Genomic DNA, 21,703 nt, shown 5'->3' with positions numbered 1-21,703 from the left:
CCCGGATGATTATTCATCCGGGATTTTTTATCGATTATGAAATCAGATCTATTTTTTATTCAGAAGTTCTAGAGTGTGTTCAACATGTCCACCGCCTTTCCATTCATCATGTCCCGGAATAATTAATGTTGCTTTAGAATATTTGGCTTTTAATTTATTTATAGTTTTGGGCCACTGTTCTACATTGGCTTCCTTAATATATCCTAAATCAGTAGCTGAATTACTTTTTACAAGACAGCCACCATCCAATACATTGTATTTAGGGAACCATACCACTACATTATCAGCAGTATGCCCTTCACCAAGAAAATCTACCACAAATTCTTCTCCGCCAATGCGGTACGGTTTTCCGATTTTGATGATTTCTGTGGATGTTGCTTTTCCGTCTTTTTTCAGGAACTCGTTGGTTTTGGCAGTTGCATATGTTTTAATCCCTTTATTATTGAAAAAGCTAAGGTCACCGGCGCGGTCATCATGGGAGTGTGTGGTAAATACCGCTACAACCGGTAAATTATGACGTTTTTTAATGGTATCCATGAGGCTTTGGTACTGTACTTTTTCCCATGGAACATCAAAGAGAACAACTCCTTTTTTAGTAACCAGATACATTGAATTTGCAGAATATTCTTTACCACCAAATACTCCAAAAGTTTTATAAATATGCAGGTTATTTTTGATGGGTGGTTCTATTACAAAATCTTTTACCTGCGCACTTGCAAAAGGGCTCAACAATATCGAAACAATAAAAAAACGGATGCTTTTTTTCATAATTTTAGGGTAATAGTTAAATTTTGGTATTTGTAAGAAAGATGAATCCCAACGGAATCTTCTGCAAACCTAATGAAATTAATTTTTGAAGTTTTTGATAGGAAAAAGTTTAACCGTTTTTTAACAGTTTTGAGTAATGTTGAGCCTATAATAAAACCACGAATGCACGAATATATTTTTAATTCGTGCATTCGTGGTAAAAGCTTTATAAGCAAAGCCATTTTAGTGAGTATGATTATTTCTTTACCAATATTTTTTCCGTAGCCTTTTTACTGAGAATTTCCTTCTTACCTTCAATTTCGATGGTCATTGATTTGTCAAAACTTTCAATTTTAACCACTTTTACTTTGGTATTAAGAAGAAGCTTTCTGTCATTCAAATAGGTTAGAAAAGCATCGTCAGAAAGGGTAACAGAAGCAAAAACAACCATTTCTCCCTCTACGCAGCTGCTTAATTTCTGAAGATCCTGGGCAATAATGTTACCATCTTTATCTGGGATTGGCTCTCCATGGGGATCGAATTTTGGATAATCCAGAATTTCATCCATTTTATCAAAAAAGATCTTGGAATGAACATGTTCCAGCTGTTCTGCAATTTCATGAACATTTTCCCAGCCGAAATTCATTTTCTTCACCAGGAACATTTCGGTAAGTCTGTGTTTGCGAACCACCAGAGCAGCTTCGCGTCTACCGTTTTCGGTAACAATCAAAGGTTTGTAGGTCTCATAAATGACCCATTTTTTTTCTGCAAATTTCTTCATCATATTGTTAACGCTCGGCATTTTTACATTTAAAAATTTGCTGAGTTCGTTAATCGTCACCTTTCCTTCATTGTCAACTAAATGAAACAAAGCTTTCAGGTAATTTTCTTCCGTTAGGGTTGTTTTCAAAATGTTAGATGATTTTCAATACAAATCTAACAAAATAATATGGAAAGATGGCTCTTGTTATTTTAACTTTTTTTACTTTTACTCTATGAAATTTTCATTCAAAAACGACTATTCTGAGGGATGTCACCCGAATATTTTACAGGCTCTTTTGCAATATAATCTTGACCAGCAGGCAGGATATGGTGAGGATGAGTATTCTTTAAAAGCAAAGGAACTTATTAGGGCAAAGATCAATAGCAAAGATTCGGATATTTATTTTGTTTCCGGAGGAACACAGGCAAACTTAATTGTTATTTCTTCTGTTCTTAAGCCTTATCAATGTGCTGTTTCAGCATCTACCGGGCATATTCTTAATAATGAAACCGGCGCTATTGAAGCTACCGGCCACAAAGTTTTAAGCATTGAAACGGAAGATGGAAAGCTAAGGCCATCAGATATTATTCCGGTGTTGGAAAATCATAGAAATGTACCCCATCAGGTTATGCCTAAAATGGTCTATATTTCCAATTCAACAGAGTTGGGTACAGTTTATCAGGCAAAAGAACTGGAAGAACTTTCTGCATTCTGCAAGCAAAATCATCTTTATCTGTTTATGGATGGGGCGAGGCTTGGGCATGGGCTAACCTCAGAGATCAGTGACCTTACATTAGAAAAGGTAGCAGAACTCACAGATATATTCTATTTGGGAGGAACAAAAAACGGAGCTTTGATAGGAGAGGCAATTGTGATCAATAATCCGGTTCTTCAGGAAGACTTCGCCTTCAATATCAAGCAGAAAGGAGCATTGCTGGCTAAAGGAAGATTACTGGGAATACAGTTTCTGGAACTGATGAAAAATGACCTGTATTTTGATTTGGCTAAACATGCCAACCAACAAGCCATGAAGATAAAGCACGCTTTTCAGGCAAAAGGAATTAAGTTTCTTTCAGACACTTATACCAACCAGATTTTCCCGATCGTAAGCAATGAACTTATTCAGGTTTTATCTGAGCGTTTTGAGTTTTATGTATGGAAAAAAGTGAATGAAGAGTTTTCAGCCATTCGTCTGATTACTTCCTGGAGTACAGGTGATGAAGCGGTAAATGGCTTCATTGGCATTATAAATGAGGAATTATAATTTAATGCTGTTCTCAAAGTAGGGAACAGCATTTTTATTTGATTTCAATAGAATGTAGCTTATTTTATGGCTTTATTCACTAATTTGCAGTCGGCAGCAGTCAATTTTGGACCGTCTTTATAGCTGATCTTCTTCTCGTTGGCATATTTAGACTGGCCATCTTCTTCCTTATGATCCCCAATTCCTTCTGTCAGAGCGTTGTCTTTCTGTAGGAAGTAAATGTCTCTTTTGCTTTTTTGTCCTTCAGAAGTAAACTCATAAGTCAGTTTTAGAGTGTCTCCTGATTTAAAACCAGTTACATCGCCTTTTGAGCTGTCTTTTTCACTGTTTTTATAAGACAACTTTCCTGTAATGGTTCCCAGATTATCATCAATAGAGGCAAAGACACTGTCTTTCCCAACCACTCCCACATAGCAGAACGATTTCGGCCCTAATGTATCTACTACAGGCTCTTCTACAGCAATTGTATCAGTATCCGTTTTCGGAGCAGGAGCTTCAGTTTTTTTATTACAATTGATTAAAAAAGCTGAAACAGCACCTAATAAGATTAATTTTTTCATATCCTTAATTATTAATAACCCAATTTTTACGTTGCTAAAATAACAATAGTATTTGTATATTAAAATAGGATATCAACTTAAAAATGTTTTATATGAGAAATTAGTTTTAAAAATAAATTTTTAGTGGAAAAATTTTGAATAAATACAGAGGTATTTAGAATTTTTTATATAAATAAAATATTGCTAAATGATATAAGGGCAGGCTTTAAATTTTTAAATAAGATAAGAATCTGTAAATCTGCGCAATCTGTGGGAAAATTATTCTCAGACTCTTAAGCTTGCCCTGAATCCTCTTGCAGCATAATAAGAATCTGCACCGTTATGATAGTAGAAAACAGTATTGTAGCGTCTGTCACAGAAAACAGCTCCTCCCAGTTCTCTGATTGAAGGTGGCGTCTGTACCCAGCTTGAAGTTTTCTGATCGAATTTCCCCAGCTCCTGGAGGTAGCGATATTGCTTTTCTGTTAAAATTTCAATACCCATTTCAGATGCTTTATCAATGGCGTTGTTTTCAGGTTTGTTGGCCTTTCTTGATTCCCAGGCTGGATAATCGTAGCACAGGCTTCTGCGTTTTGGGCTTTCCGGGGAGCAGTCGAAGAAGAGGTACTCGTCTGTTTTTTGATTGTAGTCTACCACATCAGGTTCTCCTTCTGTTTCTTCCATTTCGTTTAAAGACCATAGTTTTTCGGGATTAGATTCCAGTTTGGCTTGAATTTTTTCCCATTTAAGGCCCTTATGGCGGTTCATATTTTTTTCAAAACGGTTTTTGAGTATTTCTAAAAGGGCTTTGCTTTGTTCAGGTGTTAATGGTTTCCTTTTCATATTAAATTTTTAAGTGATTGATTTTAGACTAAAGTTACTAAGATTGGATGGAAATTTTTCTGTTTGCAGGTCTGAAATACCATGAAATGATAACCAGGGCCAGCAGTAAAACAGCAGGGAAGGTTCTTCCGGCCGTATCCCCAACAATGAGGTGTGATATAACAGCTCCGGACATTACGAAGAAAAATCCTGCGTAAGCCCATTCCTTTAACAGTAACCGTTTTGGGATAAGAATAGCAATAACGCCAAGCAGCTTCCAGACACCAATGATGGTCATAAGGTATGCCGGATAACCGAGATTGGTGAAATTGGCAAGCTCATCTTTGTTTTTCATGAGCTGAACAATGGCTGTGGAGACCATGCCTAAGGCCATCCAAAGCGTAAAGATCCAATAGATGATCCTTGTTCTTTTTTCTGATCGGTTGGGTGTTTCCATATGATTAAGTTTTGTGATTAGTCGTTAAGGCCTTTTCCTTCGAGGATCTGTGGAATGCACTTTTCAATTCTCGCTTCACGGGTTTTGAGCTGTTTAGCGGAGGAAAAGTAGAGTAGGTAAGCTCTTTGCCGGCCTGGTGTTAAAGATTCAAAAGCTTTTTTTAATGTAGCATGATGATCCAGTTTGTTTTGAAGTTCTTCAGCCATTTCGAAATCTTTGGTTTTCTTCATTTCAACTTTAGCTCCGGATTCTTCAATTTCTACGGCTTCAAACATATAAGCCCGAAGCTCATTTTCAAGATCATTGATCTGTTGAAGGTCTGTAAAACGGATTTGCCTTGCCGCCTGTACATTTTCAGACTGCTGAATTAAAATCTGGTCCGGATCTTTCATTAAAGCCCCTTTAAAGAAGAGAAGCGCACAATATTCTTTAAAGCCGTGGATCAGGAAAATATTTTTCCCTTCATAGGTATAACATGGGCAGCCCCATTTTAAATCTTCTACCAATTCGGTGCTTAGGGCAATGGCTCTTAATTTTTCAAATTCTTCTTTCCATTGGGTGGCTTTATTGAAGAAAAAATCAACTTTTGGATTCATGTTGGGTTGGAGTGTTTTGGGGTTAGAGCGTTTGAGAGTTTGAGAGTTTTAGGGTTTTAGCCCATATCTCTCATTTCTTCGTCTATTATCTTACAAAGTCTTACTTAAATAATTCCTGTAAACGGTTATGCGCCATATTAATTCCCTGGGCAAATGGCATTTTCAGGTGCTGGTCTCTGAAGTCTACCGATTTATAGATGGTCTGAATGGTGATTTTGCTGGTGGTATCGGTTAGTTTTTCAAATTCCAGGAACTCCATCTGTACCGGGAAAGGGGTATTTTCCATCTGGAAGGTCCTTATAATTTTCTCATTCTGAACAATATCATGAATAGTTCCATTGGCACTGAACACAACTTCTCCCTGAGGGTTTGCCGTTTCGAAACGATAGCTTCCGTGGGGCCGGGTTTCAAACTTGGTTACTTTGGTTCCCATCCATTGTTCGAAAAGCTCAGCTTCTGTATAGGCTTTGAAAAGCAGTTCTACAGGAAGATCAAATTCCCTGATGATGAAAATTTCCTGTTTTCCGTCTTCCGCGTGGATTTTTGTTTTAAGTTCCATATTTTGAGTTTGAGGGTTTTGGTGGTTGAGAGTATTAGAATGGAAGAGAATTGATACTATTTAAAGTATTTCATCTTTCATCTCTTATTACTTATTGCTTATGTTTTGGTACGCTTTCATCACACTTTCCAGCTTATTGAATTTCTCATCCCACATTTTGCGGAACGGCTCTATAAAATCGGCTATTTCTTTCATTTTATTGGGATTGAGGTGGTAAATAATTTCACGGCCGTTCTGTTCAGATCTCAGCAGCTCGCATTCTGTAAGGATCTGAAGATGTTTGGAAACGGTAGGTCTTGCGGTATCGAAATTGGAAGCAATGGCTCCTGCAGTCATAGATTGTGCAGCCACTAGCATCAGTATAGATCTTCTGGTAGGATCTGCAATGGCCTGAAAAACATCTCTTCTTAAATTCATTGTGTAGCTATTTGACTACAAATATATGTGTAGTTATTTAGCTACGCAAGTTTTTTTTTGAAATTCTGAAATTTAGCTATTAAAAAAACCTCTTGCATTGATTTGTAAGAGGTTTTTAATCTATTATTCTTTTCTTTTTTCTTTTTCTTCTTTAAACAAAAATCCTAAATCCCTTCTTAATTGTTTTCTAAAATTATTTTTAGAGTTGGTAATTTTTTCTATTTGTTCATCAGTATATAGATTTATATTACCAGGATTCTTAAGTAAAGAGTTTTTTAAGTAATAAAAACTATCTAATGCTTCTGGTGATATTATTAAATTAACTTTTCCTTTTTTCCATTCGTTTAATTCATATAATGCTATTGTAATTTTTTCAATATCATAATTACCACCCTTTTCTTTGTAAATCTTATCAGTTATTTCAAATGCTTTAGGATAAATTTCTAACCTTAGGTCATAAAGTTTGCTTGTTAAGTTTCTATTTATTGTTTTTTCAAATTGCTTTTGTAGAAGCTTTTGATTTTTATAAAATTGAAATAGAGTAACTAATGAAATTATGATTGAAGTAAATGCTGTAATTAATGCAGGAGAAGAATAATCTATCATTATTTATTTCAAGCTTTTATTAATGGTTTGAATTAATTTTTTCCAATTTGCTATCTCAGTTGCAGTTAATTTATCTGCTTCATTATTTTTTGTCCATCTGATAAAAGCTTTAGCAAGTTTATATTTAGAAAAATCAGGAATATCATTTTTAAAAATATCAACTATAGGTCTGTTAGGTTGGCTTGCAACTGTAGCTGTTAAGTCAATTCCATATTCGTCTTTTACTATTTTTACTAATGTCTCTCTGAGTAAATCTTCAATTTCGGCTTTAGCAACACCTGAAACAAAATCTTTAGTTCGTAAAATATTTTTATTTCCTAAAGTATGGACTAGACTTTCTTGTTGAGCAGCTTGGTCACCAGCTACATCAGAATCGAGAAGAGCTGCAACCTTTAAATTGTGAGCAAATAATATGGTTGCATAATAAACAACTTTACCTGCTGAATTTGCAAAAACCAATGCAATTTTTTCGTTTAAATTCTCAATTTTAGCATTACTTAGCAATTGAGAAGTAGCATCAATATACCAATAGTCAGTCAATCCTTCTAGAATTAAATTTCTTTGTTGCGAAAATAAGCTTTGGGCAAGATCATAACCAAGGGCTTCTTGTAATGGTAGTAATCCAGCGGGATCACTTGATGAAATTGTTGTGTGAACTTTTGTTCCTTCTTTTCGATTTTTTAATTCAACAACTCGAACTAAATCTAACTCATCAGGACCAACTAAAAATGGTGAATGAGTTGTATAAATTGTTTGATTATGTTCGGCAAGTCTTGAGATCGTATCTCTAAAGTCTCTTTGTTTCAAACCGTGTAAACTCATTCCAGGCTCATCTAATAATAAGATTGCGTTCTTATGTTTATCCATAGCTTCTGCAAAAAAAACGACAAAGAAAGAAACTAACCATTGGAATCCCTCTGAGCGTTGATCTAACTCAATATCAACTCCAATTTCATCTTCAACAACAACTTTTAAATATTGGCCATCAGCTGCTACTTTCAATTTATCAGCTTCAGGTCTATCTGGATTTGGCATCCAAACTTTTTTGATTTCCTCAGTTAAACGAACACTAGCAGCATTTAATTTATAAAACCTTTTATCAAGTTGATCCTTATAGACTTTTAAGGCATCGTATTTATCAGCAGGAGGGCTTTGGGCCTTTCCAAGATCAGAAAGTTCTCGTGCTGTGAAACCCAATAATTTGAGTAAACATAGATTACCATAATCATAATATTGGTCATCAAGCAGATTATTTTCTGTTCTTGTTGCTAAATGCTCCAAATGTACAGATGGTTTAACCTTAAAATAATTGTTGAATAGAATAAATACTGGTAATCTTTTATTTAATATTGAAAGAGTTTTATAATAATTTTCGTTGAACTCAATTTGTTCAATTAATTTATAATAACGATCCTCTTCTTTTTTATTTTCCTCATCAATAAGAGCAAAGTTACTTTCAAGAAATGTTTTCAAATTTTTTGAATTCTCAGTTGAAAGAATTGTTAGATCGTCGAATGATTCAATTATTGGAGTGATTAAAATGCTAGGTTTATTGGATTGTTCTTCGGGGTTTTCATCTGTATATTGCTTATCTAAATGTGCTAAATGCCTCAATAGGTCGGGCTTAATATCTTTAAAGGTTAATTCACTAGGAGCATCAATTAGAGAATGATGACTAGAATTGTCCATATTTTTAGAGAATTCATATTTACAATTTTTAAACTTTTCAGGAATTGCTGCTTTATCATCATCTTCTAATTCAAAGTAACCTGTAACAACTTTTATATCTTTAGGATCTAGTATTCCTGTATCAATATCATTAAATTTTGAACGAGGATAATCTCTTAGCGCTTCAAAACCTTCTACATCATCTGGTTTATTTAATTGTTGTAAAGCTCTAAGTAAAACAGTTTTACCTGCTTCATTAGGACCAACCATTATTGTTTTTAATTTTTCAATTTCGAATTCTCCAGTATCAATTATACTCCTATAATTTTGAACTCTTGCTTTTATTAATCTCATGTATTATAGTTTTTAAATCATTAGTTTGAGTTTATAGTTATTATAATCATTTTCTATCTACCAACCTTTCCAATTTCTCAATCATCTCCTTCTGTTGCTGAAGCATACGCTCATAAAGCTCTACCATTTTATCAAGAGGGTTGAAAGTAGGCTGTACATTTATTGCATTTAAAGTTGATGTATCATTACTTGTAAATGTATTAGAAATAATATTGACCGCCTGTTCCTCATCAAAATTCTCAATCGCTTCCGTAGGCACTTTTAAAATCTTTGCTACCTGTGCCAAAATATCAGATTCTACGGTTTCCTTTTGTTCTAAAAGAGAAACTTTCTTCTGGTTCCAGTCATCGCCCAGTTCAAAAGCTAAGGCTTCCTGTTTAATGCCCAGCATTTCACGGAACCTTTTTATATTTCTACCCTGATGTATTTTTTTATTTTGCATATCTGTGTAACTCATAATAACAAATATAAAGTTTTTACCATTGAAAAAGAAGCCTGTTCCTAAAATAAATTATCTTCTAAAATAGCTGCTTTTTAGCATAAAATATCCACTTTATAACTGGTACATACTCCCAAATATTTCTTCCTTTGATGAAAAACAACAATATGAGAGAAATAGTTATCCGGGGCAAATATAAAATTGTATCCATCAGAAACCTTACGGTTTCCCATAAATCATTTGAAAGAGCATACAGAAGGCTGGTTTTCTTCCCGGAAATCCGTTTGGCAGGGAAGTGGCTGCTGGAGTGTGGCTTTGAACCGGGAGATAAAGTGCTGGTGACCGTTCGGAGAAATCAGATTATTTTAGAAAAGGAAGTGAACTATGAGGATGTGGGAGACGAAGACAATTAGTTTAAATTTTCCCACAGATCGCACAGATTGACCCATATGAATATGGCGAAATATCTTTATAAACTGGCTGATCTCGCTAATTTTGGAGATTTCGCAGATAATTAAAAAAATAAAAATCTGCATAAATCTGTGTAATCTGCGGGAGATTTTTTAATCTTAACAACTTAATATTCTTAATGGTTCAAAATTTATTGATAAAAAAAGTAGTCGTGAAATAACCCTATCTTTGAAACCTGAATGTTTTCTCAACATTAATCAATTATCATAGATGAAATTTTTACTGGACTTTTTATTTCGTGTTTTTCAGCTTTTTACAGAGCCTTATTTTTTAGTGTTTTTTGCTATAGCGATCATTGCGCTGTTGAAAAGAAACAATAAAAGTAAAAAACTGAGAATAGGAATCTTTATAACCACAATTGTCATGGTGATCCTTATAGGAAATGGTTTTCTGGGGAAACTGATTTCCGGATATTTACAGGAAAGTTATCTCAATACTCCTGAAGTGAAGAGTACAGCTGTTCAGAATCCTATAATTGTAGTATTGGGTGGCGGGGTTGTAGAGATTAGCAATACGGAGAAACTGCATACCATGTCTTATTCCAGAATGGTGATCGCTTATCAATTGTATCATGAATTTAAGAAAAATAATCAGCCCTGTAAAATATTAATTTCCGGAAAAGGAAGAGGGCATAGAAGTGAAGCAGAATTATTCAGTGAAGATTTTAAAAAGATGGGCGTTCCGGATTCTGATATCATTAAGGAAGATCAAAGCATGAATACCTATGAGAACGCAAAATATACCAGCCGGGTACTGAAAAGAATGGCTCCTTCAGATTTATTCTTGGTAACATCGGGATTTCATATGAAGAGATCTGTTGCGCTGTTTCAGACCTTCGGATTAAAACCTGTTCCGAAGGCTTCAGATTTTATAGATACTAAAATTACTGTATTTCCCAATAGCTATAATGCTGCATTTACATTCGTTATGTTGAAAGAGGTTGTGGGAATATGGCAGGTAAAGCTGTATAACAGTTTGGGAATGAATAAGTAATATTTTACAGTCTATTTATAAGAACAAACCGGACTCTTGAGTTAGCTCAAGAGTCCGGTTTGCTTTAAAGCATTGTTATTAATAAGTTTTGGCTAAAGCCAAATTGGTTATAATGTTTCTATCGGATGGGCTAAAGCCCATCTCTATTGAATTTATATTACTGTATTTACATCATCAGTTTACTTTCTTCAATGAAATTAAGTTTTGTTTTCTATAAAATTTGTTCAAAATCACCAAAAAAGTCATTAAATACATAAAAATCCAGATAAGCCCAAATAAGCCGTCTTTTTCCATCCTCTACCTATGCTATCTGGCTGAAAATAAAGGACATTTATGGGCAAAAATGGATTTTAATCAAATTTCAGAATTTTACATCTTAAAGACATTAAATTTATGCCCATCTGGGTCTGCAAAAACAAAGCCATAATAGCTATTTCCAAAGCTTTCAGGTTCAGAAACAATGGTTCCGCCGGCATTTCTAACTTCTTCAGCCCATTGGTCAACCTGTTCATTGGTTTCTGCAGACACGGTAAATATGATTTCATTTGAAGTTTGGGAATCACCGAAGGAGACACCTTTTACATTCGTTTCCAGTATATTTTTCAGAAAGAAATGAATGATAAAGTCGTTTTCTCCGAAAAAGAAGCTTACTAATTCATTAGAAGTATAAGGATTGTTGGGTTTACATCCTATGGCTTCATAAAATTTTTGGGTACGTTCAAGGTTGGCAACGGCCAAATTGGCCCAGATCATTTTAGGTTTCATATATTTTATTTTTGGTTAGGATAAAATTAGTTTCTTTTAAAAGGATAAAGGTTGCCATGTGGCAAGATTTTGTATTTTTAATGGGAAAAAGTAGGAGGAGAGAGGTTTATGATGGTATAATTTAACATAATATATTGTAGGGAAATTAGTAATGAAGTTAAGAGATAAAATAGAACCGGATTTTGAAACTGCGGAAAAGCGGTATCCTGAAGTTTTAAAGCTTATTTTAGATTATACAGACTGGTGTGATGAACATGGAGATGAAGATTCTGTTGAATATAAAAAGCTGGAAGAGAGGCTACATATAATGACCGGAAAGGAAATGTCCCGTTTCAATCTTTGGGAATGGTGGGAAGAAGATGGGGCAGAGCACTTGTCTTTTGATATCAGCTTACCAGATCCGCAGATTGTTGAAGATATTACAAAGGATGAATTGGCTGACATAGTAAGAAGAATGAAAACGTTTGAGATTCCTGATCCGGATGACCAGTCTTTTAAAGGGATGTTTTACAGCTATATATGCTTCGGAAGCAATTATTTTCCGGATTTTTTGAAACTTAATTTTAAAGATTATCATATTAAGCTGTTTCAGTCTCATCAAGATAAAGAGGGTAATTATTATGAATACAGACATGAAGAAATAACAGATATATTATGGAATGGCGGATTGAATTATAATGCAATAAAAAATAACAGATGAATGATACTATTATTAATAAAATAAAAGCCTTAGGAGGAAATACGGAGGCTGCAGATCCCGGTAAAAGCTTTGTAGAGAACTGGAAGAACATTACTTTTAATCATTATTTATACGATAAAGACTGGGATGTTTACGGAATTGACCAATTTTATGAATCCAACAAAGAACTACATCAAAATAATCAGGAAAAGTTCTATGAAAACCTGCTGGCACATTATTTTTCAGCCCATGATTCTGCCTATGGACAGTATTTTGTGAAAGATTGGATGTTTACACCTTTTAAAGAAGGTTCTGAAGATCATGAGGAATTTGAAGATTTAATTGATCAAGACTATGTAGAGGAAATTGTAGGGATTCCTAAGCCGGAATTTATGTGTGTCATGTATTCTTATGGATATCCGGATCACTATTTTGTATGTACCACTGATCCTGACGAGTATAATCCAACAGTTTACAGCACAGATCATGAAGTTTATTTTGATGAGCTTGAAAATGAAGGAAATTTTGAGATGTTTTTAGACCGGTTTATGACGAAGGAGGAATTTAGGGAAGTCGTTAAAGATTATTTGACAGAAAGGTTTAATTTAACATAATATAAGCCTGAACTTTCAGATGAAAATTTTTAGAATATAATGGCTCAGAATCGCTTCTAAGGAATTATAAAATTATTTAAGGGAAATATCAGGAACTTCAGGCACTGTGGTCATTCAATTAGCAATAGACTGTTTTAAATCAGCTGTAGTCAGCGTTTTAAATTTTATAAACCAGAAAATTATAGGATCTGGCTGGAGAATTTATAATTTCATTTACAGAAATTGTAGAATGGTAATTACTCGATTCAGAATTATTTCTGAATGCATTGTGTTTACAACAGTTAAAATAGTATAGCTTAAACAGGCATTTTTATAGTTATTAAGCGTTCAGGCGATATAGGCTCTGGATTATACACTGTATAAGCTTATACAGGGATAAAATGACAGATAATGCTCTCCTTTGCAATAATACTATTTTTCCTATAATTTATATTATGTTAAATTGAATATATTTATGAATTTCAAAATATTCTTTCCAGAGCTCCATTTCGTTGATTCAAATCCTTTATTACTTTGGAACTACAATTTTATTCTTGAGGCTATTTCATCGAATTTTTCAAGCAACAATAGTTTATAAAGTTCAGCAACTTCTTCCCAATCTATAGCTTGATATCTAGTTTCTTGTTCTTCAAAGATTACGGAAAGTGACAGATTTTTGTTTACTTCGATCACATGTTCATTATCGGTTATAACTGAAACCCAAAAAGCTCCATGTTCGTCATCCATTAATTGAATGTCTTTTATCGCTTTTACAATATCCTTTTCTCCAATATTGTCTTTCTGATAACCGCCTGCATATTGTATGTAGTTTTCTATCATTACATTTTAACTCCCTTATTACTTTTCATTAGATGGTTTAGCGTCCATAACTTTCTTTAAACAAAAGTTTTACCTCGTAAAGTTTATTTACATAAAATTGGTAAGTTGTGAAATAAATTGTTGTTTGTGAAAAAGTTCACTCAACTATAAAAAACATAGTGCACTCTCCTATTAATGATTGTTCATGCTAATGAAGCTCAAGCTCATCAAAATCCTTTATTTCAGATAATTTCATAAGATTATTGACTTTGATGGTTTCCCAGGTATCCCTATACTTGACTTCATAATTATTTCCATCATCATCTTTATTTAAATTGTCTTTTGTGAGCTTCTTTTTGGTCAGAAAATTAATGCTCACTTCATATTGAGGTACCGGGCCATTGCTTGAATAAGAATCATAGCCAATAAGCTCCATGTCTCCATTTTGATACCTAAAAGTATATCCCCAGTTTCCATATCTTCCGTGTCCATAATTGATGTGTAAATTTCCTTTTTCAATACTTACACTTAACTCAGGAGCAAAATAGGCACCGCCATCCTCATTTTCGGAGGAAAAGCAACTGTAGTTTTTGGAAGCTAATTCATAGTAATTCCCTTTATTCAAAAGGACAATAATCCCTCTTCGGTTTCTATCTAATGTACCGCGATCTTCGTCCTGTATAATTTTACTTTTGTCTGTTCCTTTAATGATAAGCACTGCATCTTCAAGGCCATCTTTATTCAGGTCTCCTCTTATTTCATCCCAGCCTTCAGCTGAGATACCTCCTTCATATTTGTTGATTACATAACCTTTCGGTACAAAATCACTTGGATTTTTCTTTCCTTCAGTATTTTCAGGTGATTGATTTACAGGAGTATTGCTCTGTTCCGTTTTTTGATTTTCTGTATTTTTGTTTTCAGTTGATTTCTGCTTTTCATTTTTACAGGATTGCAATGCAAAAGCAACTGCTAGAAATATAAATACTTTTTTCATATAGATTCAACCTTGAATGAAGTTAGATTAGCATATTTAGGAAACTTATTTACTAACGAGTATAAATAAATTTTACAATTTTATAAAACTCATTCCAATGACTGAATTTTTAACAGATTCAGCCCCAAAACCATTGGCATTGGAGCTGAATTGATATCAATAATCATTTTGAAAACTGATGTCCAGATTAAATAAAAGCAGCTTATTTTTTAATGATTTTAGTGAAAATCGTATTGCTTTTCAATAAATAGTTCCCAGACGGATATTCAGTAAGGTCAATACGGTTGTTTCCTTTATTTAAAATCACATTTTTTATCATTTTACCTGTAATATCATATAAATAAGCATTCTCGTTAGTAGTGGATTCAATAGTAATTACTCCTGTTGTCGGATTTGGATAAGCCGGAATTTTTATTTGTTTTGAAGTTTCTGATGTTGATAAGTTGGTGTTGCAGCTCGGGTTATAAGTGTCTCCATTAATGGTAAAACCTTTGTTCGTTAATTGAGCTCTTGCCATTATAGCTTGCGGTGTAGAATAAGTTAACCCCGCTGCTTCTATGACTCCAATTGCGGATCCTAAGTTTGATAATGTAGGATTATTGCTGAGAGCAATTAGAAATTTATTATAATTAATACATGATAAACCGGAATTGTTAAATCCGAAATACACATAAGCCGAAGGAACATTTTGAAACTTGATATTCCAGGTAGAAAGATCCTGATCAAAAAGCGAAGCACCATTAAACATCATAAAACCATAAGCTCCCCCAATTTTACTAACATCCCAGTTTCCAATAGGCTGATTAAATGATGATGCATTGGTAAACATTTGATCAAAACTTACTACTTTACTGGTGTTCCAATTATTAAGAGGCTGATTAAAGGATTTAGCATTGGAGAACATATAACGGAAATTGGTTGCATTGCTTGTATTCCATGAATTTAATGGCTGGTTGAACGCTATTGCATCCTGGAACATTGAAATGAAATTGGTTCCGGAAGAGGTATTCCAGGCAGAGATATTTTGATTAAAAGAAGATGCGTAAGAAAACATATCCCGAAAATCTGTTACTTTTGCTGTATTCCAGGTCCCAATAGGCTGATTAAACAATTTTGCCTTGCTAAACATGCCGTTCATATTCGTAATGTTGCCTGTGTTCCAGTTAGCAAATGAAGAATTACCAATCAAAGATGGACAATTAAAGAACATTTTGGATACATTGTTGATTTGTGTCAGGTTAGGAACATCTGTAGCGGTTACATTAAGGTTTGGACAGTTCGAAAATCCTTGATCGAATTGCTGAAGCCAAAGGATATCGCCCCATTGGCTCACTTCGAAGAGTTCCGGATTTCCACCGGAATTCATAGATGCGTTAGCTTTAAATCCATAAAATATTCCATTACCATTGGATGCCTTCACTTTGTAGGTTGCCTGGATAGGATTTGGATTCAAAGAAGTTTCAAAAGAAATGGTCATAAAAATAGTGCTGTTTGAGGTTACAGAGAGTACCCCGTTATGTTGGGGATATCCTACTTCTTCCCAGCTAATGGTATAGTTGGTTCCTGTACCGCCAAAAGATATTGAATTATCTATGGTTCCACTGATGTTAGGCTTCCATAAAGTAATAAATTCATTCTGTGCATAAGAAATAAAAAATAGAAAAAGAAAAATGATTACTAGTTGTTTTTTGTACATAAATTAAAATAATAGTTTAAAGTTAAAATTGGTTTAATAAGACTGTAACTTCCCGGGGTTCTTGATCTTATCTCTAATACAAAGATATAGACGCATAGCGACAGAACGTGTCGTATTATAATTTTAAAAGTATTTTTTTAAAAAATAATATTGATTTTATTTGCCTGATAATTAATAATTTATGATTTATTTTTCTAAGCGTAAACATCTGTGAAAATCTGAGCAATCTGTGATAAAAAAAATAAAGATTTTAGAATTGTATCACTTTATTTTTATCCGGTTTTAACACATATCAAATAAAATGTATATTGTACTCTCCTATTGTTAAATTATGCTGTTAGAAAAATTATTCAAAGAATTTAAGGTAGACATTCATAGATTCAACTCAACTGATTCTGAGTTGTTTGACCAGTTTTTTGAAAGAATTTTGGTTAAAAAGAATACTTTTCTCATCAAAGAAGGTGAATGGGAAAAATACAGTTATTTCATTTTCAATGGAATCGCCCGTTGCTGGACTTTAAATCATAAAGGTGAAGAACAGACTTTCTGGTTTTGCAAAGAAGGTTCCTTTTCTTTATCTAACATCTCTTTTACTTTGCAGGAACCCTCTACTTTTAATGTACAAACCATCACAGATTGTGTAATATATAAGATTGATTATCAGCAGGCGGAAAGACTTTACAAAGCCATACCGGATTTGAAAACGGTTTTTGAAGATCTGACTGCCAGATTGCTGAATAAACTTCTCAACCGGAATATAGATCTGATAAAATACTCTCCGGAAGAGTATTACCTGCAGATGATGACAGAGTATGGAACTACTTTCAATGATATTCCCTTAAAAGACATCGCTTCTTATTTGGGAATCACTCCGCAGGCGCTCAGTAGGATACGTAAACGTATTTTTTAACCCAGGTTCAGTGCTGTTTACTGATAAATATGGACTTTTGCACCATACAACTATATTATGATTAGAGAAATTACGGAAAAAGATTACCCACAATTGATGAGTATCTGGGAAAGTGCCGTCCTGAATACTCACGATTTTCTAAAAAAAGAAGATTTTAATTATTATAAAGAACAAATTTCCGGATATTTTGAGCATGTTACTTTAGTTGGATTCGAAGAAGCCAATGTTTTAGCCGGATTTATGGGCGTTGCAGAAGGAAATCTTGAAATGCTGTTTATCCATAATGATTATCGCGGGAAAGGAATTGGCAAAAAACTGATCCGTTATGGGACGGACCGTTTAGAAATAACCAAAGTAGATGTAAACGAGCAAAATATACAGGCTGTCGGGTTTTATAAGCATATCGGTTTTCATGTTCTGGGCAGGTCAGAATCAGACGGACAAGGGAAAGAATATCCAATTTTACATATGGGTTTAGAGTTATAATTGAAATAATTTATAAATTCAAAAGCATCCCAGGGGATGCTTTTGAATTTTATAATATTGATTTCTTACTATACAATAAATAGTGAGGCTATAGCCTGTGCATCACTCCCACTCAGGAATTCATCGTATGCTGCAGAGCCGGCAGCTGCTCCGAATGCTGTTCCGGTGTTATAGCCGGCCTGGTTAACATTATCTTCCCCTTTGTAGACAGGATCAGTTGCTGATGGCATATTGCCTCCGTTGGCAAGCTCAATCCAACCTTTATTAGCTCTCATTCTTCTAACCTGTGAAGCATGCCTTGCTTCTACAGAGTGAATTTGTAATGCCGCCTGAAGAACAACTTTATTGGACATAACATTTCCAGCCTGCCCTTTATAAGCTCTTACTCCCGTATCTTCAAAAGCCTGCGCCAGAATGAGAAATTGGTTGTAATCCGTAAATGGAGAAAAATTACCGTTTGCCGTAAAATCAAAAGTTGGCTTGTTTCCGGGTGTCACTCCCAAAGAAGTAAGGGTACTTTTCAGAAAGCTAACATGGGCAGATTCATGTTTGGAAATCTGCATAAAAACAGTTCTGTCTGCATTGGGAATTAATCCTGCTGCGGATAATCCCATAGCATAGTATTCGTTTTCAAGATATTCAAGGACCAAAGCGAGTTGTAAAGCATCTGTTAAAGTACTTTTAAGAGCTGCTCCGGTAATCTTTGTGTTTACCGTTTCCGCTTTTGCTGACGTAGTCATTAAAGTGCCTAATCCCAGAGGAACAGCGGCAACAGCTGTCTTTTTTCCCAATACGGATGCTTGGGTAATAGCTTCTAATCGGGATGCTTCCGTTGTGAAAAATTTATCATGAGAAAGCTTATCTAATAATTTAAGAATGTTCATAATACAAGTTTTTGAAGATGAATAATTAGTTAATACCTCTTTCTTTCCATGTAAAGCGGGTTTTTATAAACCCTCCTGCAGCCATCACAATGTCTTTTGGCTCTTTAGCAAGATCAAGACCATTGGCGTCTATCACATCATCACCGGAAAAATCAGCAGATCCGGGATTGATGAGATTCCTGATAGCAGAAGCATGTCTTGCTTCTACAGAAACTATTTTTCCTGCAATAACAAGATAATCCGCATTTGAAATATACTTTCCGGCACCGTTATAAGCAGCAACCCCTGTGTCTTCCAGTGCTTTGGCAGTAGCGAGTACAGAATTTCTGTCATTAAAATTTACATTAGGGTATTGAAAGTCAAGTTTTGGAAGCACATTTTGGGTAGCACCGCTTATTGCTGCTTTAAAAAAGTCTCTGTGGATTACTTCATGATGGTAGAGATCAGTAAAAATCTCTTTTTCAATACTGGAAATTCCGGTATAAAAATTATTCACTACTTTGGTGTAAAAATCAGCCTCCAGCTGCTCAAGGGCGTACGCATAATTTAAAACGCCTACATCTCCGGCTCCTAAATCAAAGATCCTGCTGTTATCCATCATCTGAAAGTCATCATCATCATTACAACCTATCATTGTGAGTCCTGCAATTGCCAATCCTACTCCACTCAATTTTAAAAAGTTTCTTCTGCTTGTATCAAGAGTGGCCCCCTGATTAGAAACATGAATCATTTTTTTCATAATATTAATTTTTAAAGTGTTTGATAAATGATCGGAAGAAAAAAACAGCACACTTCAAATATGCTGTTTATATTTTGCTTCACTACGGCATAAGAACCGTATCTATTACATGAATAACCCCGTTAGACTGATTCACATCTGCAATCGTCACTTTAGCGCTGTTTCCTTTCGCATCTTTGATGTAAAGGTCTTTTCCTTTTGTCCAGAAGGTAAGTTCCTCACCCTGTACTGTTTTCATCATGCTTTTTCCGTTCCCAGATTTCACTGCAGCCCAGATTTCTTTGGCACTGTATCTTCCTGGCAGAACATGGTAAGTTAATATGCCTGTAAGCGTCGCTTTGTTTTCAGGTTTCACCAGGTTTTCTACCGTTCCTTTTGGCAGCTTTGAGAACGCTGCATCTGTAGGAGCCAGCACTGTGAAAGGTCCTTTTCCTTCTAGTGTTTCTACCAGCCCAGCAGCTTTTACTGCGGCTACTAAAGTCTTATGATCTTTAGAATTGACGGCATTCTCAATAATATTTTTAGAAGGATACATAGGAGCACCTCCTACCATTACTGTTTTTTCTTTCATCATCTGTGCAGTTACCTTCCCACTCAAGACGAATGATAAAGCTACCATTGCTAAAACTGTGATTTTTGACTGTGTTTTCATTGTAATGATTTTTTTAATGAATTATTATTAATTTGTGTTCTTAATGTCATTTACGAGTTTGGATTTATTTTAGATTGAAAAAAAGTAAAATATTTATTAAGTAACAGGTAATCAGGTGTTTATTTTTTAACTTGCCCGTGTTTAGAAAATTATCTGCTGTATATGATGAGTTGTAAGGTTCCGATTTAAAAGACTGTTTATATCTTGTATTAGCAACGGTTATTGCTCTCAAATTGCCCAACAACTTTAAATTTTCATATTGAATACCTGTTAAATAATATTCTTTAAATCATTTAAGGAATAAAAGATTATTTGGATTTTGTTTGATATATGTATTATTTTATTACATTTGGTGAAAAATAAAAACTATTAAAACAACCTTTTCTGAAGAAGAACTTATCGTTTTATTAAAAGAAAAAAACGAAAATGGATTTCATTATCTGTATGATCACTATTCCGGTGCGTTGTATGGTATTGTTCTTCGTATTGTTCAGTCTAAAGAATATGCCGAGGAAGTTATTCAGGATGTTTTTGTTAAAATCTGGAATTCTATTCATCAATATGATGCTTCTAAAGGGAGATTTTATACCTGGATCATTAATATTGCAAGAAATACTGCTATAGATTATCTGAAATCTAAAGGATTCCAGAATGAGCTAAAAAACCAACCCCTTCCCGATTTCGTATATAATACTACAGAACTTTCAACAGTCAATAATTCAGTTGATTATATTGGATTTAATAACGTTCTTGAAAATCTGGAAGTTGACAAACAGGAACTCATCAATCTTTCTTATTACCAGGGATATACACAGCATGAGATTTCTGAAAAACTGAAGATACCGCTTGGAACTGTAAAGACAAAAATGCGGAATGCATTAATGAAATTAAAGGACTTGTTAAAAGATTATCAATAAATTGAACACTAAAGAATACATATCATCCGGAATTATAGAATCTTATATTCTAGGTCATGCTTCTCCTGAGGAAGCAGGTATTTTGGAATGTGTGAGAAAGAATAATGCTGAAGTAAAGGCCGCTTTTGAAGAGGCTCAAAAAACCATGGAAAATCTCGCTACAGCACAGGCTATAGCACCTCCAGGTGATTTGAAATCTAAAATTTGGAGCAAGATCCAGCAGGAACAGAATCCAGAAGAAGAAAAAACTCTTTCTGAGGAAATTTCTACCGCCTCTTCTCCGGAAGTGTATGAAATTAAAAAGACAGCTCCCTGGAAAACTTTAGGGATTGCTGCTTCTGTTTTATTTTTAGCAAGTATTGCCGGGAATCTTTTCTGGTTCAGTAAACAATCTGAAGTGCAAAAAGAAATTGCAGTTATGAAGACTGAGAAACAATCCCAGGATCTTAGAATTCAAAAAATGAATCAAAAAATTGCGATGTTTTCTAATCCTGATATGCAGATGGTTATGTTAAAAGGTGTAGAAAATCATAAGGAGGCAAAAGCAATGGTTTTCTGGGACAAAAAGACAAAAGACGTTTATCTTAATGCAGAAAATTTACCTAAGGCCCCTGCAGGAATGCAATATCAGCTTTGGGCTATAGAAGATGGAAAACCTGTAAGTGCAGGAATGTATTCAGAAGATAAAGACAGCCAGGTTGCTTTGGCTAGTATACCTAAAGCGCAGGCCTTTGCGGTCACTCTTGAAAAAGAAGGCGGAAGCCCGGTTCCAACAATGGAAAATATGTTTGTAATGGGAGGAATTTAGTGAAAGGCAGTATATTCTAAATTACAGCATTTCTGCTTCAAAAATAAAAAAAATAAAAGCATCCGG

At 34.4% G+C, this 21,703-nt stretch carries 27 protein-coding genes; 9 read left to right on the top strand and 18 right to left on the bottom strand.

Annotated features, from left to right (window positions below; all coding sequences use genetic code 11):
* Window positions 1-48 precede the first annotated feature (48 nt).
* Window positions 49-768, bottom strand: coding sequence for an IND family subclass B1 metallo-beta-lactamase (gene blaIND / locus EG339_RS18435; protein ID WP_123871387.1), 720 nt, complete (start codon window positions 766-768; stop codon window positions 49-51).
* Window positions 769-1,003: 235 nt separating this feature from the next.
* Window positions 1,004-1,657 (bottom strand): metal-dependent transcriptional regulator, encoded by a 654-nt coding sequence (locus EG339_RS18430; RefSeq protein WP_123871386.1) that lies wholly within the window; start codon window positions 1,655-1,657, stop codon window positions 1,004-1,006.
* An 85-nt stretch (window positions 1,658-1,742) separates the two neighbouring features.
* Between EG339_RS18430 and EG339_RS18425 the strand changes: the two genes are divergently transcribed.
* Window positions 1,743-2,774: a threonine aldolase family protein gene (locus tag EG339_RS18425; protein WP_123871385.1), complete on the top strand. Its 1,032-nt coding sequence runs from the start codon at window positions 1,743-1,745 to the stop codon at window positions 2,772-2,774.
* 59 nt (window positions 2,775-2,833) lie between these two features.
* Here the strand turns inward: EG339_RS18425 and EG339_RS18420 are convergent, their stop codons facing one another.
* From EG339_RS18420 to EG339_RS18380, 9 genes are all read right to left on the bottom strand, one after another.
* Window positions 2,834-3,334, bottom strand: a complete 501-nt coding sequence (locus EG339_RS18420; RefSeq protein WP_123871384.1) for a hypothetical protein — start codon at window positions 3,332-3,334, stop codon at window positions 2,834-2,836.
* A gap of 264 nt (window positions 3,335-3,598) precedes the next feature.
* Window positions 3,599-4,156, bottom strand: coding sequence for a DUF4256 domain-containing protein (locus EG339_RS18415; RefSeq protein ID WP_123871383.1), 558 nt, complete (start codon window positions 4,154-4,156; stop codon window positions 3,599-3,601).
* A gap of 37 nt (window positions 4,157-4,193) precedes the next feature.
* Window positions 4,194-4,592 carry a DoxX family protein gene (locus tag EG339_RS18410; protein WP_123871382.1) on the bottom strand — a complete coding sequence of 133 codons (399 nt, stop codon included), beginning with the start codon at window positions 4,590-4,592 and terminating at the stop codon, window positions 4,194-4,196.
* A 17-nt stretch (window positions 4,593-4,609) separates the two neighbouring features.
* On the bottom strand, window positions 4,610-5,188 hold the full coding sequence (locus tag EG339_RS18405; RefSeq protein ID WP_123871381.1) for a YdeI/OmpD-associated family protein: 579 nt from the start codon (window positions 5,186-5,188) through the stop codon (window positions 4,610-4,612).
* A 100-nt stretch (window positions 5,189-5,288) separates the two neighbouring features.
* Window positions 5,289-5,747, bottom strand: a complete 459-nt coding sequence (locus EG339_RS18400) for an SRPBCC family protein (RefSeq protein ID WP_123871380.1) — start codon at window positions 5,745-5,747, stop codon at window positions 5,289-5,291.
* An 87-nt stretch (window positions 5,748-5,834) separates the two neighbouring features.
* A complete protein-coding gene (locus tag EG339_RS18395) occupies window positions 5,835-6,164 on the bottom strand; it encodes an ArsR/SmtB family transcription factor (protein ID WP_065397959.1) in 330 nt (109 codons plus the stop codon).
* Between the two features lie 123 nt (window positions 6,165-6,287).
* On the bottom strand, window positions 6,288-6,770 hold the full coding sequence (locus tag EG339_RS18390; RefSeq protein WP_123871379.1) for a hypothetical protein: 483 nt from the start codon (window positions 6,768-6,770) through the stop codon (window positions 6,288-6,290).
* 3 nt (window positions 6,771-6,773) lie between these two features.
* Window positions 6,774-8,792: an AAA family ATPase gene (locus tag EG339_RS18385; RefSeq protein ID WP_123871378.1), complete on the bottom strand. Its 2,019-nt coding sequence runs from the start codon at window positions 8,790-8,792 to the stop codon at window positions 6,774-6,776.
* A gap of 46 nt (window positions 8,793-8,838) precedes the next feature.
* Entirely contained in the window at window positions 8,839-9,249 is a 411-nt protein-coding gene (locus EG339_RS18380) for a helix-turn-helix transcriptional regulator (protein WP_123871377.1), read from the bottom strand.
* A gap of 149 nt (window positions 9,250-9,398) precedes the next feature.
* On the opposite strand from EG339_RS18380, the gene EG339_RS18375 reads away from it, so the two are divergent.
* Window positions 9,399-9,644, top strand: coding sequence for a SymE family type I addiction module toxin (locus EG339_RS18375; protein WP_164466460.1), 246 nt, complete (start codon window positions 9,399-9,401; stop codon window positions 9,642-9,644).
* Window positions 9,645-9,912: 268 nt separating this feature from the next.
* Window positions 9,913-10,695, top strand: coding sequence for a YdcF family protein (locus EG339_RS18370; RefSeq protein WP_123871375.1), 783 nt, complete (start codon window positions 9,913-9,915; stop codon window positions 10,693-10,695).
* 369 nt (window positions 10,696-11,064) lie between these two features.
* Here the strand turns inward: EG339_RS18370 and EG339_RS18365 are convergent, their stop codons facing one another.
* Window positions 11,065-11,460 (bottom strand): VOC family protein, encoded by a 396-nt coding sequence (locus EG339_RS18365; protein WP_123871374.1) that lies wholly within the window; start codon window positions 11,458-11,460, stop codon window positions 11,065-11,067.
* A 151-nt stretch (window positions 11,461-11,611) separates the two neighbouring features.
* Here EG339_RS18365 and EG339_RS18360 point away from each other — a divergent pair, with 151 nt between their 5' ends.
* Together EG339_RS18360 and EG339_RS18355 are read left to right on the top strand one after the other, a co-directional pair.
* Entirely contained in the window at window positions 11,612-12,160 is a 549-nt protein-coding gene (locus tag EG339_RS18360; RefSeq protein WP_123871373.1) for a hypothetical protein, read from the top strand.
* Window positions 12,157-12,753: a hypothetical protein gene (locus tag EG339_RS18355; protein WP_123871372.1), complete on the top strand. Its 597-nt coding sequence runs from the start codon at window positions 12,157-12,159 to the stop codon at window positions 12,751-12,753. Before EG339_RS18360 ends, EG339_RS18355 begins: the two co-directional genes overlap by 4 nt.
* Before the next feature lie 519 nt (window positions 12,754-13,272).
* Here EG339_RS18355 and EG339_RS18350 read toward each other — a convergent pair.
* From EG339_RS18350 to EG339_RS18340, 3 genes are all read right to left on the bottom strand, one after another.
* A complete protein-coding gene (locus EG339_RS18350) occupies window positions 13,273-13,572 on the bottom strand; it encodes a hypothetical protein (RefSeq protein WP_123871371.1) in 300 nt (99 codons plus the stop codon).
* Between the two features lie 187 nt (window positions 13,573-13,759).
* The gene (locus EG339_RS18345; RefSeq protein WP_185147659.1) at window positions 13,760-14,545 is read right to left on the bottom strand and encodes a hypothetical protein; all 786 of its coding nucleotides are present in this window, start codon (window positions 14,543-14,545) and stop codon (window positions 13,760-13,762) included.
* 202 nt (window positions 14,546-14,747) lie between these two features.
* Window positions 14,748-16,241, bottom strand: coding sequence for a BspA family leucine-rich repeat surface protein (locus EG339_RS18340; RefSeq protein ID WP_123871370.1), 1,494 nt, complete (start codon window positions 16,239-16,241; stop codon window positions 14,748-14,750).
* A gap of 331 nt (window positions 16,242-16,572) precedes the next feature.
* Between EG339_RS18340 and EG339_RS18335 the strand changes: the two genes are divergently transcribed.
* Window positions 16,573-17,151: a Crp/Fnr family transcriptional regulator gene (locus EG339_RS18335; protein WP_123871369.1), complete on the top strand. Its 579-nt coding sequence runs from the start codon at window positions 16,573-16,575 to the stop codon at window positions 17,149-17,151.
* A 57-nt stretch (window positions 17,152-17,208) separates the two neighbouring features.
* Window positions 17,209-17,637: a GNAT family N-acetyltransferase gene (locus EG339_RS18330; protein WP_123871368.1), complete on the top strand. Its 429-nt coding sequence runs from the start codon at window positions 17,209-17,211 to the stop codon at window positions 17,635-17,637.
* 68 nt (window positions 17,638-17,705) lie between these two features.
* Here EG339_RS18330 and EG339_RS18325 read toward each other — a convergent pair whose 3' ends face one another.
* The 3 genes from EG339_RS18325 to EG339_RS18315 form a co-directional block, all read right to left on the bottom strand.
* On the bottom strand, window positions 17,706-18,521 hold the full coding sequence (locus EG339_RS18325; RefSeq protein ID WP_123871367.1) for a ferritin-like domain-containing protein: 816 nt from the start codon (window positions 18,519-18,521) through the stop codon (window positions 17,706-17,708).
* Window positions 18,522-18,546: 25 nt separating this feature from the next.
* Window positions 18,547-19,260 (bottom strand): ferritin-like domain-containing protein, encoded by a 714-nt coding sequence (locus EG339_RS18320; protein ID WP_123871366.1) that lies wholly within the window; start codon window positions 19,258-19,260, stop codon window positions 18,547-18,549.
* An 82-nt stretch (window positions 19,261-19,342) separates the two neighbouring features.
* Window positions 19,343-19,912, bottom strand: a complete 570-nt coding sequence (locus EG339_RS18315) for a fasciclin domain-containing protein (protein WP_123871365.1) — start codon at window positions 19,910-19,912, stop codon at window positions 19,343-19,345.
* A 464-nt stretch (window positions 19,913-20,376) separates the two neighbouring features.
* On the opposite strand from EG339_RS18315, the gene EG339_RS18310 reads away from it, so the two are divergent.
* Together EG339_RS18310 and EG339_RS18305 are read left to right on the top strand one after the other, a co-directional pair.
* Window positions 20,377-20,829, top strand: a complete 453-nt coding sequence (locus EG339_RS18310; RefSeq protein ID WP_262706870.1) for an RNA polymerase sigma factor — start codon at window positions 20,377-20,379, stop codon at window positions 20,827-20,829.
* Window position 20,830: 1 nt separating this feature from the next.
* The gene (locus tag EG339_RS18305; RefSeq protein WP_123871363.1) at window positions 20,831-21,637 is read left to right on the top strand and encodes an anti-sigma factor; all 807 of its coding nucleotides are present in this window, start codon (window positions 20,831-20,833) and stop codon (window positions 21,635-21,637) included.
* Window positions 21,638-21,703: the final 66 nt, after the last annotated feature.

The organism is Chryseobacterium bernardetii (assembly GCF_003815975.1).
Lineage (GTDB): Bacteria > Bacteroidota > Bacteroidia > Flavobacteriales > Weeksellaceae > Chryseobacterium > Chryseobacterium bernardetii.
Note: the sequence above shows the minus strand (reverse complement) of the source record. Positions and strands in the feature narration are given on the sequence as shown.

What these genes read in the sequence shown, in the direction of transcription:
- blaIND (WP_123871387.1), bottom strand. Translation starts at nt 768, where the DNA reads ATGAAAAAAAGCATCCGTTTTTTTATTGTTTCGATATTGTTGAGCCCT.
- EG339_RS18425 (WP_123871385.1), top strand. Translation starts at nt 1,743, where the DNA reads ATGAAATTTTCATTCAAAAACGACTATTCTGAGGGATGTCACCCGAAT.
- EG339_RS18420 (WP_123871384.1), bottom strand. Translation starts at nt 3,334, where the DNA reads ATGAAAAAATTAATCTTATTAGGTGCTGTTTCAGCTTTTTTAATCAAT.
- EG339_RS18415 (WP_123871383.1), bottom strand. Translation starts at nt 4,156, where the DNA reads ATGAAAAGGAAACCATTAACACCTGAACAAAGCAAAGCCCTTTTAGAA.
- EG339_RS18410 (WP_123871382.1), bottom strand. Translation starts at nt 4,592, where the DNA reads ATGGAAACACCCAACCGATCAGAAAAAAGAACAAGGATCATCTATTGG.
- EG339_RS18405 (WP_123871381.1), bottom strand. Translation starts at nt 5,188, where the DNA reads ATGAATCCAAAAGTTGATTTTTTCTTCAATAAAGCCACCCAATGGAAA.
- EG339_RS18400 (WP_123871380.1), bottom strand. Translation starts at nt 5,747, where the DNA reads ATGGAACTTAAAACAAAAATCCACGCGGAAGACGGAAAACAGGAAATT.
- EG339_RS18395 (WP_065397959.1), bottom strand. Translation starts at nt 6,164, where the DNA reads ATGAATTTAAGAAGAGATGTTTTTCAGGCCATTGCAGATCCTACCAGA.
- EG339_RS18390 (WP_123871379.1), bottom strand. Translation starts at nt 6,770, where the DNA reads ATGATAGATTATTCTTCTCCTGCATTAATTACAGCATTTACTTCAATC.
- EG339_RS18385 (WP_123871378.1), bottom strand. Translation starts at nt 8,792, where the DNA reads ATGAGATTAATAAAAGCAAGAGTTCAAAATTATAGGAGTATAATTGAT.
- EG339_RS18380 (WP_123871377.1), bottom strand. Translation starts at nt 9,249, where the DNA reads ATGAGTTACACAGATATGCAAAATAAAAAAATACATCAGGGTAGAAAT.
- EG339_RS18375 (WP_164466460.1), top strand. Translation starts at nt 9,399, where the DNA reads ATGAGAGAAATAGTTATCCGGGGCAAATATAAAATTGTATCCATCAGA.
- EG339_RS18370 (WP_123871375.1), top strand. Translation starts at nt 9,913, where the DNA reads ATGAAATTTTTACTGGACTTTTTATTTCGTGTTTTTCAGCTTTTTACA.
- EG339_RS18365 (WP_123871374.1), bottom strand. Translation starts at nt 11,460, where the DNA reads ATGAAACCTAAAATGATCTGGGCCAATTTGGCCGTTGCCAACCTTGAA.
- EG339_RS18360 (WP_123871373.1), top strand. Translation starts at nt 11,612, where the DNA reads ATGAAGTTAAGAGATAAAATAGAACCGGATTTTGAAACTGCGGAAAAG.
- EG339_RS18355 (WP_123871372.1), top strand. Translation starts at nt 12,157, where the DNA reads ATGAATGATACTATTATTAATAAAATAAAAGCCTTAGGAGGAAATACG.
- EG339_RS18350 (WP_123871371.1), bottom strand. Translation starts at nt 13,572, where the DNA reads ATGATAGAAAACTACATACAATATGCAGGCGGTTATCAGAAAGACAAT.
- EG339_RS18345 (WP_185147659.1), bottom strand. Translation starts at nt 14,545, where the DNA reads ATGAAAAAAGTATTTATATTTCTAGCAGTTGCTTTTGCATTGCAATCC.
- EG339_RS18340 (WP_123871370.1), bottom strand. Translation starts at nt 16,241, where the DNA reads ATGTACAAAAAACAACTAGTAATCATTTTTCTTTTTCTATTTTTTATT.
- EG339_RS18335 (WP_123871369.1), top strand. Translation starts at nt 16,573, where the DNA reads ATGCTGTTAGAAAAATTATTCAAAGAATTTAAGGTAGACATTCATAGA.
- EG339_RS18330 (WP_123871368.1), top strand. Translation starts at nt 17,209, where the DNA reads ATGATTAGAGAAATTACGGAAAAAGATTACCCACAATTGATGAGTATC.
- EG339_RS18325 (WP_123871367.1), bottom strand. Translation starts at nt 18,521, where the DNA reads ATGAACATTCTTAAATTATTAGATAAGCTTTCTCATGATAAATTTTTC.
- EG339_RS18320 (WP_123871366.1), bottom strand. Translation starts at nt 19,260, where the DNA reads ATGAAAAAAATGATTCATGTTTCTAATCAGGGGGCCACTCTTGATACA.
- EG339_RS18315 (WP_123871365.1), bottom strand. Translation starts at nt 19,912, where the DNA reads ATGAAAACACAGTCAAAAATCACAGTTTTAGCAATGGTAGCTTTATCA.